Origin of the sequence: Clostridium cuniculi (genome assembly GCF_004353185.1) — a bacterium.
In the GTDB taxonomy this organism is placed as follows: domain Bacteria; phylum Bacillota; class Clostridia; order Clostridiales; family Clostridiaceae; genus Clostridium; species Clostridium cuniculi.
In genome coordinates this window covers 21,267-35,621 of record NZ_SMUS01000024.1, presented here as the reverse complement: position 1 = coordinate 35,621, position 14,355 = coordinate 21,267, and the positions used below count along the sequence as shown (strand labels likewise).

Below are 14,355 nucleotides of genomic sequence, written 5' to 3'. Positions count from 1 at the left end.
AAACTCTAACTTAGACTTTGACTCTAGTACACTAGTATATTACATTATAACATAAAAAAAATTAGGTATACAGTGTATACCTAATTTAAATTATAAAAACTACTAGATATTATTTTTTATATCCAAAATCAGGTATACTTCTCCATCTCTCACGTAATGAATGCGCTATCATTTTAGGTTTTCTTTCTCTAGTAAATATACCCTTTTTATTTCCTTGAACTCTTTTAATTCCTTGACTTGTTGCAAAATCTGCAAAATTCCATACTTGTTCACCAACAAAGTTTTTACATTTATCTACAACTTCATGATTAGCTTTATAATATTCTACTTGGTATTCTTCAGTAAACATAACTGGAACTGTATCATGCATACCAGCAACAGTATCTGCACCATACTCTGTAAACATTATAGGAGTATTAGGACATCTCTCTTCCCATCCTCTTAATTCATCTTCAAGCATTCTTTTAGCTTCTTCTAAATCTCCTTCTGCTACATACCATCCATAATATCTATTTAAGCATAATACATCTACTATATCCCCAACTTTACATTTATCAGGTGTAGAGTATAAATAAGTAACTACAGTAACAGGTCTCTTTTGAGGATCTAACTCTTTTGTTAGTTTTATTAATGGTTCAAAATATTCTTTTGCACCTTCAGAATCTGAGTCTGGTTCATTAGCTACAGACCACATTACAACACATGGATGATTTTTGTCTCTCTCAACTAATTCTCTTAAAACTTGCTCGTGTGCCTCTTTAGTTCTAATTTCTTTCCATGTATCTCTTTTAACATTTTCTCCAAAAAATCCAGTAGCAATAAAGTTTAAGTGTACACCAACTGCTGGAGTTTCATCAATTACTACTATTCCTTCCCTATCTGCTAATCTCATTATTTCTTCTGAATAAGGATAGTGTGAAGTTCTAAATGAATTTGCTCCAATCCACTTCATTAAATTAAAATCTTTTATGTTAATAGCTTCATTTATTCCTCTTCCATTAACATAAGAGTCTTCATGCTTACCAAATCCTTTAAAGTAAAATGGTTTATTATTAATTAAGAACTTTCCTTCTTTAACTTCAACAGTTCTCACTCCAAACTCTTCTACATAAGTATCAACTATAGAGTCATCCTTTACTAATTCTACTTTTAATCTATATAAGTATGCGTTCATAGGCTCCCATAGTCTAACATTATCTATAGTAAGCTTTCCTTGCTTTCCTGCACCTTCTGAAACTAAATTATTCTCTTCATCAATTATTGATACCTTGATGTTACCTTCTCCAATAGTCTTTACTTCATAATTAACATATCCAGTATTTTCTTCAAAGTCAGTAACAATAGTTATATCTTCTATATAATTTTTTGGTGTTGTATATATTTTTACTGGTCTATGTATTCCAGCATAATTAAAGAAGTCAAAATTAACCAAATTTTTTATAACTTTTTTTCCATTGATTTCTTCTTCTTTTACTAATCCTACTGGTAAAGTAGTTTCATCAATTATATTATTAACAGCAACTGTAAGTCTATTTTCCCCAGATACCAATAAATTATTTATCTCAGCTTCAAAAGGAGTAAATCCACCCTTATGTTCAACTAAAAATTGTCCATTTAAATATACTTTTGCTTCATGTGTTGCTGATCCAAATCTTAATACTATTCTTTCATTAAGTAAATACTTAGGAATTACAAAGTTTCTCTCGTACCATACCCATCCAACATGATCCCTTACTTCTTTACTTTCTACTAAGTCATTATATGATGCTGGAACAGCCATTTCTATAGTATCTTTTAATGGTGACTTACTTAGTTCTTCAGTTAAACCATACCCTTTATCTAATTTAAACTTCCATATACCATTTAAATTTATTAATTGTCTTGATTCTGTAATTATTGGATATAACATAAACTCTCCTCCTACAATATACTATTTATAACTTATTATTAAATATTTATATACTATCTCTTTACATTACATAATCCATCATCTATAAATGAATTAATTGTATCTTCATCAATAATATTTATATCTCCTATTATTGAATGTTTTAAAGAACTTGCACAAGTTCCAAACTCTATAATTCTCTCATTTTTCATATTACTTAAAATTCCATGAAGTATTCCTGCTGTAAAGGCATCTCCTCCACCAACTCTATCTAATATATCAAATGTATATGAATTTGATTTAAAAAGTTCATTTCCATTGAATAGATATCCTTGTAACGTATTATTATTTATTGAATTTACAGTTCTTTTAGTAGATGCTGCATACTTCAAATTAGGATATTTTTCAAATAATTTTTTATAATTATACTCTAAATTTTCCTCAAATGGCAAATTATTATCATCAAACTTTAATATATTTATCATATCTAAATATCCTAAAAAAGCGAAATCTATATATGGCAATATTTCCTCTAATACCTCTTTAGCTTCATCTATAGACCATAATTTTGATCTATAATTGGAGTCATAAGAGATTAATATACCTTGTTTTTTACATTCTTTTACAATATCTATTATCAGCTCTTTTAAATTTTTACTTAAAGCAGGAGTTATCCCTGATAAATGCACTAATCCAATACCATTCAACATATTCTTTATATTAAATTCATCTTTTTCTGCTATAGATATTGCTGAGTATTTTCTATCATATATAACTTCAGTACTCCTAAGTCCATGTCCAATTTCGGAATAATATACACCTAATCTACCATCCCCTAGAATAACATCGTTTACATCAACGTTATAACTTCTAAATTTACTTATTACTTTCTTTCCCAAATAATTATTTGGAAGCTTAGTTATAAATTTAGTATCATGACCTAATATAGCAAGACTTGCTATTACATTTGCTTCTCCCCCAGAATACACAGCCTCAAAAGAATTAGCTTGTATTATTTTTTGATTATTAGGAGGAGTAAGCCTTAGCATTATCTCTCCAAAACCTAATATTTTTTTGCTTTTGAATCCTAAGTCTTTCATTAAAACTCCACCTTTACTTAAATACTATAATTTTTATTTAGATAAATTTTCTTTAAATTCATCTATAACTTTTTCTTGATATCCACCTGAATATGAATTACCTATAAATTTCTCTAAAGCTTCTTTAGTAAATCTACTCCATGACTCTTTTTCTTTTTTAACCATTATTGGATAAAATGAAACTTCATTTGATTCAGCAGCCTTAAGATCCCCTAAAGCATCCCCAACCATTAAAGCATTATTTTTACTATATCCTTTTTCAATAAGCTTACTAATACAATAAGCCTTTGAGCCAATGTTTTGAGTTAAAACTATATCAACATGTTCTAAAAGGCCATGCTTGCTCCATTCATCTAAAACTGCTTTTTCATTTGCAGATGATACTATTGCTATATCAGCTTTCTTTTTAGCTTCAATTATAGCTTCTTTTACTCCTTCAAATGGACGCTTTTCATCATCACTTAATAAATCAATTGATTCATTTACAGATTTAGACCACTCTAAGGCCTTTTTTATACAAATATTATTTGTTTTTTGTATTTCAACTTCTAAAGCTTCATTTGAAAGCTCTTTAGTTTCTTCCGTCCATTTTACAAATTCATCTAATCCTTCAATTTTTACATATTTATCATTAATTTCTGTAAGGGCTACTGCTAACCCTTTGAATCTATTTATTCCTCTTGTTAATGTATAAAGATTAACTTCATTCCATCTTTCTAATATAGGTTCTCTCCACTCTTCAAGATTCCACTCTGTTACCATACATGGTCCAAAGCACTTTATATGCTTTATATCCATAGTATCTATTGCACATCCATCAGAATCTATACAAATAATATAATCTTTTTGTTTATTAAATTTTTCTAAAATATTGCTCATTTCTCTCACCTACTATTAGTTATTTTCATACTTAATTTTGTTAGTGTTAATGCTTTCATGTGGATTTTAATTGGGTAAATGTTGTAATTTTATAAACAAAGTCGTATATATTTGCATCAACACTAACCTATAAAATAGCTTTTTAACAATAAATTTTCATAGCTCCTACTAGTATACTAGCATATTAGTATTCTTTTTTCAATATAATTTCAATTTTTTTGCAATTATTATAGATAAAAAAATACAAGTAAATATTTTATTTATATCTACTTGTATTTTTAAAATTCTTTTATTTCCATACTATTTTAATTTTTAAATTTTCATTTTCTAGTTTTGCTGTTATATCATACCCTAGCTTTTCTACTAATACCTTTGTTATATATAGGCCTAATCCTGTATTTCTATCGCTTCTCGAATTATCCACAGTATAAAATCTATTAAATAATTTATCCACATTTTCTTGTGTTAATCCTGTTGCTTTGTTAGTAAACTCTGTAATTATTATATCATTTTCTTGCTTTAAAGATATTTTTACATAGTTTTCACCATGCTTAATCATATTTCCTATTAAGTTAGAAAAAATTCTAGTAATAGCACCTTCATCGGATATAATTTCCTTAATACCTTCTTCAATTTCAATAACTGGTTCAATATTATTATTTATAAAGTCATTATAGAATACTGCTACATTTTCACATAATACATTACTTAAATTTACTTTCTTATAATTAAAGTTATATTCATTTCCTTCTATTCTTGATAAGTCATAAAAACTACTAATAAGCTTTTGCAAAGATTTTGTTCTTTTTTCTACTATATCTATATATTCTTTTTTATCAGCCTCTGATGATTTTTCTGATTTTATCATTTGTAAATATCCGATTATAGATGTTAATGGAGTTCTTAAATCATGAGACATATTTGATATACTTGCTCTTAACTCATCTTCTTTTTTCTTCTTTTCGGCTACAACCTTTTGCTTTGAATCAAATATTAAGTTTATATTTTGAACTAAATTCTCAACATCCTTATCTACAGATTTAGTTTTTATATTTACATATTCATCTAAATTATTAGAAATCTCCTTGTTTATTCTTCTAAACTCTCTCTTATATCCTATAATAATAGAAATTAAAACAATAATTATTGCTATTAAACCACATATTACAGCCATATTTTCTCCTCTTCTAAACCAATTTTTCGCTGATATTTTCTAACATATATTATATTCTATATATTAAACATTTCCAATAATTTATAAATAAACTACCTCTGAGTCACATCAAATACTTATATGGACCTCAGAGGTAACTTGTTTATAACCTATTAAATTTTTTACTACCTATATTATCTAATACTTTAATTGAAACAAATAATGTTATCAAAAATAAAATTAGCACTACAGTTAAAATAATCATCATATTGGTAACACTAAATATTTTAACTAATCCAATTGATACCCCTATTAGTGCTAAGATTAATATCATTATTCCTAAAATAGTTATCATTACACTTGCACTTTGTTTTACTACTGCGGTTGGATTCGTCCATTCCATTTTAGGAAAACATAAATTAATTATTAATCCTAATACTGCTGATACAATTGAAAATACTATACTTATTACTAAATTAAATATTAAATACTTAACCTCAAACTTTAACCCTATATAAAATATAATATTTGCTATAACTGCTGCTGGAATTGTTATTATTAAATTAGTTATTATTTTACCCTTAAATATATCCTTAGGCTCTATTGGTAAGACTTTTAATATCCACAATCTATTTCCCTCTAATGATATAGATGAATTTGTTGTACAAGATAATCCAATAGTAAATACTAAAATAACTAATATTGCTACAGGAATCATATTTGCTATTTCTGGATATCCTAATAATTCTACTAATGTTTCCTTACTTACAAATAAAGTAGCTATGGATGCTGCAACTAATAAAACCATTCCAAATGCTGTATTCATAACATAAATAGGTGTTGCAAAGTATCTTCTTAACTCTTGCATAACTAGAGCTTTTGTTATACTACTTGTCTCTAGTTTTTTTACTTTATAATTTGCTTTCTTATAACTTTCTGATAATTTCCCATTTACAGTTTTAAATGCCTTACTAAAGACTATTATAAATATTACAAATGGAATTATTGATATTACTATAAATTTTAATAAGTTAAATACATCATAATTTACTAATGCATCTTTTAAATACATTGCTGGTAGATATATTTTAGATAATCCACTTACTATGGAATCACTATTTTCTACAAATTCATCAATATAATTTTGCATATTCATTGAAACTATTAGAATTAATAAAAGAGCTCCCATCCCAACTACTGTAGTTGCTATATTTTTATGCTTAAATCTTGATGATATAAATGTTATAATCATAGCTATTATTGATGCTGCTATTATTGGAATCATGGGGATAAATATTAATCCTACTACTAATATAATAAAGAAAATCCATGATAAACTTTCATTATAAATAAAATATACTATTGATGCCGGTATTATTATAAGTGCTGTTTCTATATAGCTTATAGACATTAACCTTAGGATTTTACTAGTTAATATTGTACTATTCTTAATAGGTAAAGAAATTAATAAATCATAATCTTTAGAACTAAATAATGTGCCTTGTGCTTTGTAAATTGACATTATAAAACTTAAAATACAAGAAAATAATATAGCAACTATTAATATTAAATCTAAATATCCCATTGGTTTTAACACTATAGCTAATGCAATTGAATATGATGTGGACATAAAACATATTACTGTAGCTATTAATAACAATGTTGCTGTAGTAATAAGCAATTTCTTTTTTTCTTTAGAATTATCTATTCCCTTAGATAAAGAATTAATACCAGTACTATTTACAAATGAATTTTTTAATAAAATAAATAAATTACTCATTATCAATCAACTCCATAAATACATTTTCTAATGTACTATTTCCTTTAACCTCTTCCGTATCCCCTACTGCAACTATTTTTCCCCCTTTTATAATTGCAATCTTATCACATAATTTTTCTGCTACTTCTAATACATGAGTTGAAAAGAATATAGCACTACCTTCATTACAAATTTCCCTCATTATTTCTTTAAGTGTATGCGCAGCCTTAGGATCTAACCCAACAAAAGGTTCATCAAGTATTAGCAATTTTGGTTTATGAATTAAAGCAAAAATAACTGCCAGCTTTTGCTTCATTCCATGTGAATATGAAGATATTAAGTCTCCTAAATATTTAGTTAGTTCAAACTTATCCCCATAATACTTAATTAATTTTTCTCTTTGATCTTTACTTACCTTATAAATATCTGCTATGAAACTTAGATATTGTATTCCAGTTAAAGCTTCATAAAGGTCAGGATTATCTGGAATATATGCCATTACCTTTTTACACTCTATTGGATTTTTCTTTATAGATTTATTATCTATTAAAATATCACCTTCATTAAATTCTAAAATTCCAACTATAGATTTAATAGTGGTTGTCTTTCCTGCACCATTATGACCTATAAATCCAAATATTTCTCCACTTTCTACAGTTAAAGATATATTATCTACAGCTTTTTTCCCTTTTGAATATTCCTTTGAAAAATTCTTTATATATAACATAAAAACACCTCTTCCAAATATTGTATCCACCTCCGGGGTTAATCCAATTTTTGGATTAACCCCGGAGGTACGCGTTTTTACACGCTTTTTCATACTTTTTGTCATTATTTTATATCTTGAGCTTTGAATACTCTTATTCCCGCAAATAATGAAATTGCTATTGTCATTAATGCAATTACTACTGATCTAAGTAAATCTCCATTTCCTGCTTTAATTGAAGATGCTAATGCTGAATTATAAAATGGTAACACTTCATAAACTCTATCAAACCAAGGATATATTCCGTATAAAAATCCTGCAAATGTTGGAATTCCTATAAATATTGCTACTGTTATTCCAATTGTAGCTCCATTACTTTTTACTAATGTTGCTATAATCATAGCTAATGCAGCTACTGCAGAACTAGCTATAAGTGATGCTACAAACGTTTTTATCATTCCTAATAATTGTGAAATTTCAAAAGCTTGCCCCCATCCATTCATAATAGTCACTGCTATTGTTGGTAATATAGTCATAACTGCTAAAATAATTGCAATTGCTACAACTATAGCTGTAAATTTTGCTAAATAAAATTCTTCTCTTTTCTTACCATAAGCTAAAAAGTTTTTAATTGTACCTTGTGAATATTCTTTTGCCATTAATGCTGCTACTAATATTCCTGTTAATATCTCTATTACTCCTGAACCAAAAGAAGAATGATATACTTCTAATGCAGTAGGATTCATTATATCCTTGGCTTGCAATTGCACTCCTAACTGACCTGGCGTTACTACTGAATCACTTTCAGAGATACTTTCCATCTGCTCTATAAGAACCTGTTTTTGGTCTTCTGGCATATTACCTAAACTATCACTAAGTATTTGATCAAAAACTGATGAACACATAACTATTACTAATGTAGACAATAAAATTCCAACAAATATTAATACCTTAAATGTTCTATTTTTAAATAATTTATATAATTCAGCTTGTATAGCTTTAAGCATTTAAAACACCTCCAACTGTATTCATAAAGTATCCTTCTAAATTTTCTCCCTTAACACTTATACTTTCAACAATAACACCAGACTTCGAAAGTATTGAATTTACCTCTCCAACATTCTCTAAATTAGAGAATACCTTTATCTTTTTATCTTCTAAGACCTCATAATCACTAATTCCTAACTCTCTTTCTAATAAAGTTACTGCTCTAGATGTATCATCAACCTTTAACTCTATATATTGTCTACATTTTTCTGATAGTTCTTCTGATGTTATTTCTTCAATTAACTTACCATTTGATATTATTCCATAAGTTGTTGCAAGCTCTGATAATTCACTTAATATATGACTTGATATTAATATTGTCATGTCTTTTTCTTTATTTATCTTCTTTAATAACTCCCTTATTTCAATTATCCCCATAGGATCAAGTCCATTTATAGGTTCATCTAGTATAAGCAGTTTAGGATTTCCCATTAATGCATTTGCAATTCCTAACCTTTGTCTCATTCCTAAAGAGAAATTTTTAATCTTTTTCTTTTCAACATCTTTTAGTCCAACTAATTCTAATACTTCATCTATACACTTCTTTCCAGGTATGTTTCTTACTAGTCTAGATACCTCTAAATTTTCTCTTGCTGTCATATTAGTATAAAATGAAGGGGTTTCAATTAAACTTCCAACCATTGTTCTAGCTTTATTTAATTCATTTTCTCCACTAACTCCTAGAAGTTCTATATCTCCACCACTTTTATGAATTAATCCTGTAATAAGTCTAATTAATGTTGTTTTACCAGCTCCATTTTGACCTATAAATCCATATATCTCACCTTTTTTAATTGTCATATTAACATTGTTTACTGCTACTTGATTTCCATATTTCTTAGTAATGTTATAAGTTTTTAATATAACTTCTTTCATCTTCATTTACCCCCTTGATAAAATTCTCTATTGCTTTTTTGTTATTTTTTATTTAATCTCTTAACTTGATTTTATTGTATATCTATAGTTGTAAAATACCTTAAAGAAAATATTAAGAAAGTATTAAGTTCAAAAATATAATATATAAAAACTAAAAATTTAAATTATGTAGTAAAATCTATTATTTTTTATAGTAAGAAAAAAGTAGTTATTAAAATTATAATATTTTAATAACCACTTTTAGATTTATTTATTATAGGCTCTCTATTCCATATTCTCAATGTTTTTTTGTTTTATTATGTCAATTTTATATTTACAATAGTTTTTATTGGACTGGTTTTAATGCTGCTTATACTAAAGTTCTTGCATCATCAAACTCATAACTACATGTTACCATTGTTATTAAGCTACTAATTCCCTCTTCCTCTACTATATCCTCTGCCTTTATATCTCTATAAAATATTGATTCCTCTTTTACTCTTTCCATATCTCTATTCATCTCATCTTCATTATCAAAATCATTAATCCTTAAGCTTAAATCCAATTCCCCATACCGTTTGTATATATTCATTATCCTTATCAACTTTTGAAAGCTTAGATCTTAAGTTACTTATATGAACATTAACAGTATTATCATCCCCCATAAAATCATCTTTCCAAACAGACTCAAAAAGATTCGCTCTAGTAAATACCTTATTGGGATTAGTAATTAATAATTCTAATATATTAAATTCTCTAACAGTTAAACTTACTTCTTTTCCATTAACCTGTACCTGTCTGCTATCAATATCTAATTCTAAATTTTTATGAATTAATTTATTGCTAATACTGTTTTTGCTAGAAAACTTAGTATACCTTCTTAATTGAGCTTCAACTCTAGCTAATACTTCATTAATATCAAAAGGTTTACTTATAAAATCATCAGCTCCCATTCTAAGTACTGATATCTTATCTTCAGCGCTAGTTTTAGCTGAAGCAACTATTATTGGCATAACATGCTTTTTCCTTATTTCATTTAATAGTTCTTCTCCAGATATTCCTGGTAACATTAAATCTAAAATTATAAGATCATATTCAAATTGCTCTATACACATCTTTGCCTCAGATCCTGAATAAGCACCTCTAACTTCATATCCATTTTGAATTAACATTTTACATAAAAGTCCATTAATATCCCAATCATCTTCAACTACTAATATCTTTTTATTTAAATCCATCTTTACATTCTCCCCTATATAAATAACTATATAAATTATACCAAATTTTAACTAATTAATTTATAACTATAATAAAAAAACTGATTCCTACTTTAAAATATAGGAATCAGCTAATTCATTATATAATTTGGGCTATAAAATCTCATGATAAATGTACACTATAGTAGTTATATACACTTATTTTCAAAACATTTCCTTTTTATTATATCATATTAACCCTTATTTTAATTATGAGATTTATAAATGGTATATATTAAAAATTTTAATATAATTTCCTAGGAAATCATTCATCCTTAAGTTTATTAATCATATCTCTAAGTTCTGCTGCTCTTTCAAATTGAAGATTTTTAGCTGCATCCTTCATTTCTTCTGTGTATTGTTTAATTAATTTTTTCTTATCCTTAGCACTTAATTCAACTGCTTCCTCTACATTATAGTCCGCAGATTCTTCTGCAACCTTTGTTGCTTCAATTACAGCCCTTACATCCTTAATAATAGTTTTAGGTATAATTCCATGCTCTTCATTATACTTCATTTGGATTTCTCTTCTTCTATTAGTTTCCTTAATAGCTCTATCCATAGATCCTGTCATTTTATCTGCATACATTATAACCTTACTTTCTGAATTTCTTGCAGCTCTTCCTATAGTTTGAATCATTGAAGTTTCAGAACGTAAGAATCCTTCCTTATCTGCATCTAAAATTGCAACTAGTGCAACTTCAGGAATATCCAGCCCTTCCCTTAATAGATTTATTCCTACAAGAACATCAAACTCTCCTAATCTTAAATCTCTTATTATTTCCATTCTTTCAATAGTTTTTATGTCTGAATGCATATATGTAGTTTTAACTCCTAATTCAGTTAAATACTTAGTTAAATCTTCTGCCATTCTCTTAGTTAAAGTTGTTACTAATGTTCTGAATCCTCTTTCTGTAGTTTTTAATATTTCAGCATAAAGATCATCTATTTGACCTGTTACTGGTCTTATTTCAACTACTGGATCTAATAATCCAGTTGGTCTAATTATTTGCTCAGCTATATTAGTTGAATGGTCTAATTCATACTGAGCTGGAGTTGCGGAAACAAATACAATTTGATTAATTTTTTTCTCAAATTCAGTAAATTTCAATGGTCTATTATCATAAGCACATGGAAGTCTAAATCCATACTCAACTAATGTATCTTTTCTTGATCTATCACCTGCATACATTGCTCTACATTGAGGTAATGTAACATGACTTTCATCTATAAACATTAAATAATCATCAGGGAAATAATCTAATAATGTCTTAGGTGGAGTACCTGGTGCTCTTCCATCTAATACTCTTGAGTAATTTTCTATTCCACTACAATATCCCATTTCTTTAATCATTTCTATATCATAGTTAGTTCTTTGTCTTAATCTCTGAGCTTCTAATAACTTATCTTGCGATGTCAACTCTCTTAATCTATCTTCAAGTTCATCTTCTATCTCTTTTATTGCCTTATCTAAAGTTTCTTGTGATGCAGCAAAGTGAGATGCCGGGAATATAGCAACATGCTCTCTTTCTCCTAATATCTTTCCTGTTAAAACATCAAACTCTCTTATCCTATCTATTTCATCACCAAAGAACTCAATTCTAATTCCTTTTGTAGAAGATGAAGCTGGAATAATATCTAAAGAGTCTCCCCTTACTCTAAAAGTACCTCTCGAAAAATCAATATCATTTCTTTCATATTGAATTTCGATAAGCTTCTTTATTATCTCATCTCTATCTTTCTCCATACCTACTCTTAAAGAAATAGTAAGCTTTTTATATTCATCCGGATTACCTAGTCCATAAATACAAGAAACTGAAGCTACTATTATTACATCTCTTCTTTCAAACAATGCTGATGTAGCAGAGTGCCTTAACTTATCTATCTCATCATTTATAGATGCATCCTTTTCTATAAATGTATCAGTTTGAGGAACATATGCTTCTGGTTGATAATAGTCATAATAAGAAACAAAATATTCAACTATATTATCTGGGAAAAACTCCTTAAACTCAGAACATAATTGTGCTGCTAAAGTTTTATTATGTGCTAAAACTATAGTTGGCTTTTGAACCTTTTCAATTATATTCGCCATAGTATATGTTTTTCCTGAACCTGTTACACCTAAAAGAGTTTGATATTTCTCATTATTCTTTATACCATTTGCTAAGCTTTCAATTGCTGCTGGCTGATCTCCTGTTGGTTTAAATTTAGAATGAATCTTAAATTCTCCCATATACTCACCTCCAAATTATTATTTATTAATTTAAATATTCTCTACAAAATATTTAAACCTTAAATTATCTAAAATAATATTACCTTTAAAATAATAAAATATAAATACATTTTACTTTTTATCTTCACCATTTTCAAAACTTTTATAATAAGGTGGCATTCCACTAAATAGAAAATAGAGACTAACATCTAAGTTAGCCTCTACTTTTTATTCTTAAGCTCGTTTATTATATTTTTTAAATCATCGGGCTTTATTTCAAACATATCTTCTCTTTTAACCATTTTAGGAACTAGTAGAAGACCTAACCTTTTATTTCTAGGTTGCACAATATATTCTAATACTTGTCCTGAATTGTTTTTAACTTTCATTGGAACCTTAAGTATACTATCTCTAGCAGCCTTAAAAATATCTCCTTCTGATTTTATATTTTGTCCATTAATTTCTATTATTTTATCTCCGCGCTTAATTCCAACCTCATATGCTGGTGAATTAGGTGTAACTTCAAGAACCATAATTCCTTCATCATCACTTACATATAAGCATTTGCCTTTCTTTTCAACTCTATACTCATATCTCATAATTAATTCAAAGGCTAATGGTGCATATATTATAGCTATTATTTGCCCTAATATATTAATGCTAGCTAACTGTGCAACTAAAGCAACTGTTACTCCATATATTAAAATAGTACTGCCACATCTTAATGACTTAGTTTTCTTTTCTTGAGTAAATGTAACATTACTATATCCCATTATTCCATACAAAGGAATACTTGCTATCATTGCAGTAGCTAATAAAGATAATACTTCTTTATTATTTATAATAGGCCACCATGATGCTACATTAGAATAAATCGAATCTTCACCTGCTATACTATTTGTAAAAATCATAAGTATTGCAACAGGTATTGGCCAATATCTATTAAATGAAAATCCTCCAACTATTTTGTCCTCTTTTTTTGTAAATACAGGTATTGCTCCCCTACTTCCATCAAATATAATTAAAAATCCTTCTAATATGTATATTACTCCTACAAAAGTCATCAATGATAATATATCAGTATTTAAAAATAGTTTCATTTCAGTAATATTACTGATAAACTTTAAAGCAATTCCTATAGCACCTAATATAGCTGCAGAGTATGCATATGATATATATTTCTTTTTATAGAATAAAGATAATATTGATATCATAAATATAAACTCTATTCCTGAATTTTCATTAAATGTAACTCCAAGTACAGATAATATTACACTTCCAATTGCACCTGCTAATATTCCTAATACAATTTGAGATAATGTAAGTTCTAGAGGGGTATTTAGCCCCTCTCCTAATGTCATTTTTTGAATAGAAACTATTCTAACATTTTTAAAATAAAATATTATCCCAAATACTAAAAGCATAACTAAATGCATTGGCTCAATTATTGTTTCTGCTACAGATGTTAAACTATGAATTATTAAATCCATTCTGAGC

At 27.4% G+C, this 14,355-nt stretch carries 12 protein-coding genes; all 12 read right to left on the bottom strand.

What is annotated here, in order from left to right:
• Positions 1-109 precede the first annotated feature (109 nt).
• The 12 genes from uidA to EJJ37_RS12600 all read right to left on the bottom strand — a co-directional run bounded on the left by uidA (position 110) and on the right by EJJ37_RS12600 (position 14,348).
• Entirely contained in the window at positions 110-1,909 is a 1,800-nt protein-coding gene (uidA, locus tag EJJ37_RS12655) for a beta-glucuronidase (RefSeq protein ID WP_133015945.1), read from the bottom strand.
• Between the two features lie 53 nt (positions 1,910-1,962).
• The gene (locus EJJ37_RS12650) at positions 1,963-2,988 is read right to left on the bottom strand and encodes a sugar kinase (RefSeq protein WP_133015944.1); all 1,026 of its coding nucleotides are present in this window, start codon (positions 2,986-2,988) and stop codon (positions 1,963-1,965) included.
• 33 nt (positions 2,989-3,021) lie between these two features.
• Positions 3,022-3,867 carry an HAD family hydrolase gene (locus tag EJJ37_RS12645; protein WP_133015943.1) on the bottom strand — a complete coding sequence of 282 codons (846 nt, stop codon included), beginning with the start codon at positions 3,865-3,867 and terminating at the stop codon, positions 3,022-3,024.
• Between the two features lie 289 nt (positions 3,868-4,156).
• Positions 4,157-5,041 (bottom strand): sensor histidine kinase, encoded by an 885-nt coding sequence (locus EJJ37_RS12640; protein ID WP_133015942.1) that lies wholly within the window; start codon positions 5,039-5,041, stop codon positions 4,157-4,159.
• 142 nt (positions 5,042-5,183) lie between these two features.
• On the bottom strand, positions 5,184-6,800 hold the full coding sequence (locus tag EJJ37_RS12635) for a putative ABC transporter permease subunit (protein ID WP_133015941.1): 1,617 nt from the start codon (positions 6,798-6,800) through the stop codon (positions 5,184-5,186).
• On the bottom strand, positions 6,793-7,506 hold the full coding sequence (locus tag EJJ37_RS12630) for an ABC transporter ATP-binding protein (protein ID WP_133015940.1): 714 nt from the start codon (positions 7,504-7,506) through the stop codon (positions 6,793-6,795). The genes EJJ37_RS12635 and EJJ37_RS12630 overlap by 8 nt, the downstream gene beginning before the upstream one ends.
• 104 nt (positions 7,507-7,610) lie before the next feature.
• Positions 7,611-8,492: an ABC transporter permease gene (locus EJJ37_RS12625; protein ID WP_133015939.1), complete on the bottom strand. Its 882-nt coding sequence runs from the start codon at positions 8,490-8,492 to the stop codon at positions 7,611-7,613.
• Entirely contained in the window at positions 8,485-9,408 is a 924-nt protein-coding gene (locus EJJ37_RS12620; protein ID WP_133015938.1) for an ABC transporter ATP-binding protein, read from the bottom strand. Before EJJ37_RS12620 ends, EJJ37_RS12625 begins: the two co-directional genes overlap by 8 nt.
• A gap of 349 nt (positions 9,409-9,757) precedes the next feature.
• On the bottom strand, positions 9,758-9,952 hold the full coding sequence (locus tag EJJ37_RS12615) for a sortase family protein (RefSeq protein WP_133015937.1): 195 nt from the start codon (positions 9,950-9,952) through the stop codon (positions 9,758-9,760).
• Positions 9,930-10,625: a response regulator transcription factor gene (locus EJJ37_RS12610; protein WP_133015936.1), complete on the bottom strand. Its 696-nt coding sequence runs from the start codon at positions 10,623-10,625 to the stop codon at positions 9,930-9,932. The genes EJJ37_RS12615 and EJJ37_RS12610 overlap by 23 nt, the downstream gene beginning before the upstream one ends.
• 283 nt (positions 10,626-10,908) lie before the next feature.
• A complete protein-coding gene (gene uvrB / locus EJJ37_RS12605) occupies positions 10,909-12,879 on the bottom strand; it encodes an excinuclease ABC subunit UvrB (protein ID WP_133015935.1) in 1,971 nt (656 codons plus the stop codon).
• Between the two features lie 200 nt (positions 12,880-13,079).
• Complete coding sequence (locus EJJ37_RS12600; protein WP_133015934.1) at positions 13,080-14,348, bottom strand: PDZ domain-containing protein; 1,269 nt, start codon at positions 14,346-14,348, stop codon at positions 13,080-13,082.
• Between the last annotated feature and the right edge of the window lie 7 nt (positions 14,349-14,355).

Coding starts and splice junctions, on each gene's coding strand:
- uidA (WP_133015945.1), bottom strand. CDS start 1,909: ATGTTATATCCAATAATTACAGAATCAAGACAATTAATAAATTTAAAT.
- EJJ37_RS12650 (WP_133015944.1), bottom strand. CDS start 2,988: ATGAAAGACTTAGGATTCAAAAGCAAAAAAATATTAGGTTTTGGAGAG.
- EJJ37_RS12645 (WP_133015943.1), bottom strand. CDS start 3,867: ATGAGCAATATTTTAGAAAAATTTAATAAACAAAAAGATTATATTATT.
- EJJ37_RS12640 (WP_133015942.1), bottom strand. CDS start 5,041: ATGGCTGTAATATGTGGTTTAATAGCAATAATTATTGTTTTAATTTCT.
- EJJ37_RS12635 (WP_133015941.1), bottom strand. CDS start 6,800: ATGAGTAATTTATTTATTTTATTAAAAAATTCATTTGTAAATAGTACT.
- EJJ37_RS12630 (WP_133015940.1), bottom strand. CDS start 7,506: ATGTTATATATAAAGAATTTTTCAAAGGAATATTCAAAAGGGAAAAAA.
- EJJ37_RS12625 (WP_133015939.1), bottom strand. CDS start 8,492: ATGCTTAAAGCTATACAAGCTGAATTATATAAATTATTTAAAAATAGA.
- EJJ37_RS12620 (WP_133015938.1), bottom strand. CDS start 9,408: ATGAAAGAAGTTATATTAAAAACTTATAACATTACTAAGAAATATGGA.
- EJJ37_RS12610 (WP_133015936.1), bottom strand. CDS start 10,625: ATGGATTTAAATAAAAAGATATTAGTAGTTGAAGATGATTGGGATATT.
- uvrB (WP_133015935.1), bottom strand. CDS start 12,879: ATGGGAGAATTTAAGATTCATTCTAAATTTAAACCAACAGGAGATCAG.
- EJJ37_RS12600 (WP_133015934.1), bottom strand. CDS start 14,348: ATGGATTTAATAATTCATAGTTTAACATCTGTAGCAGAAACAATAATT.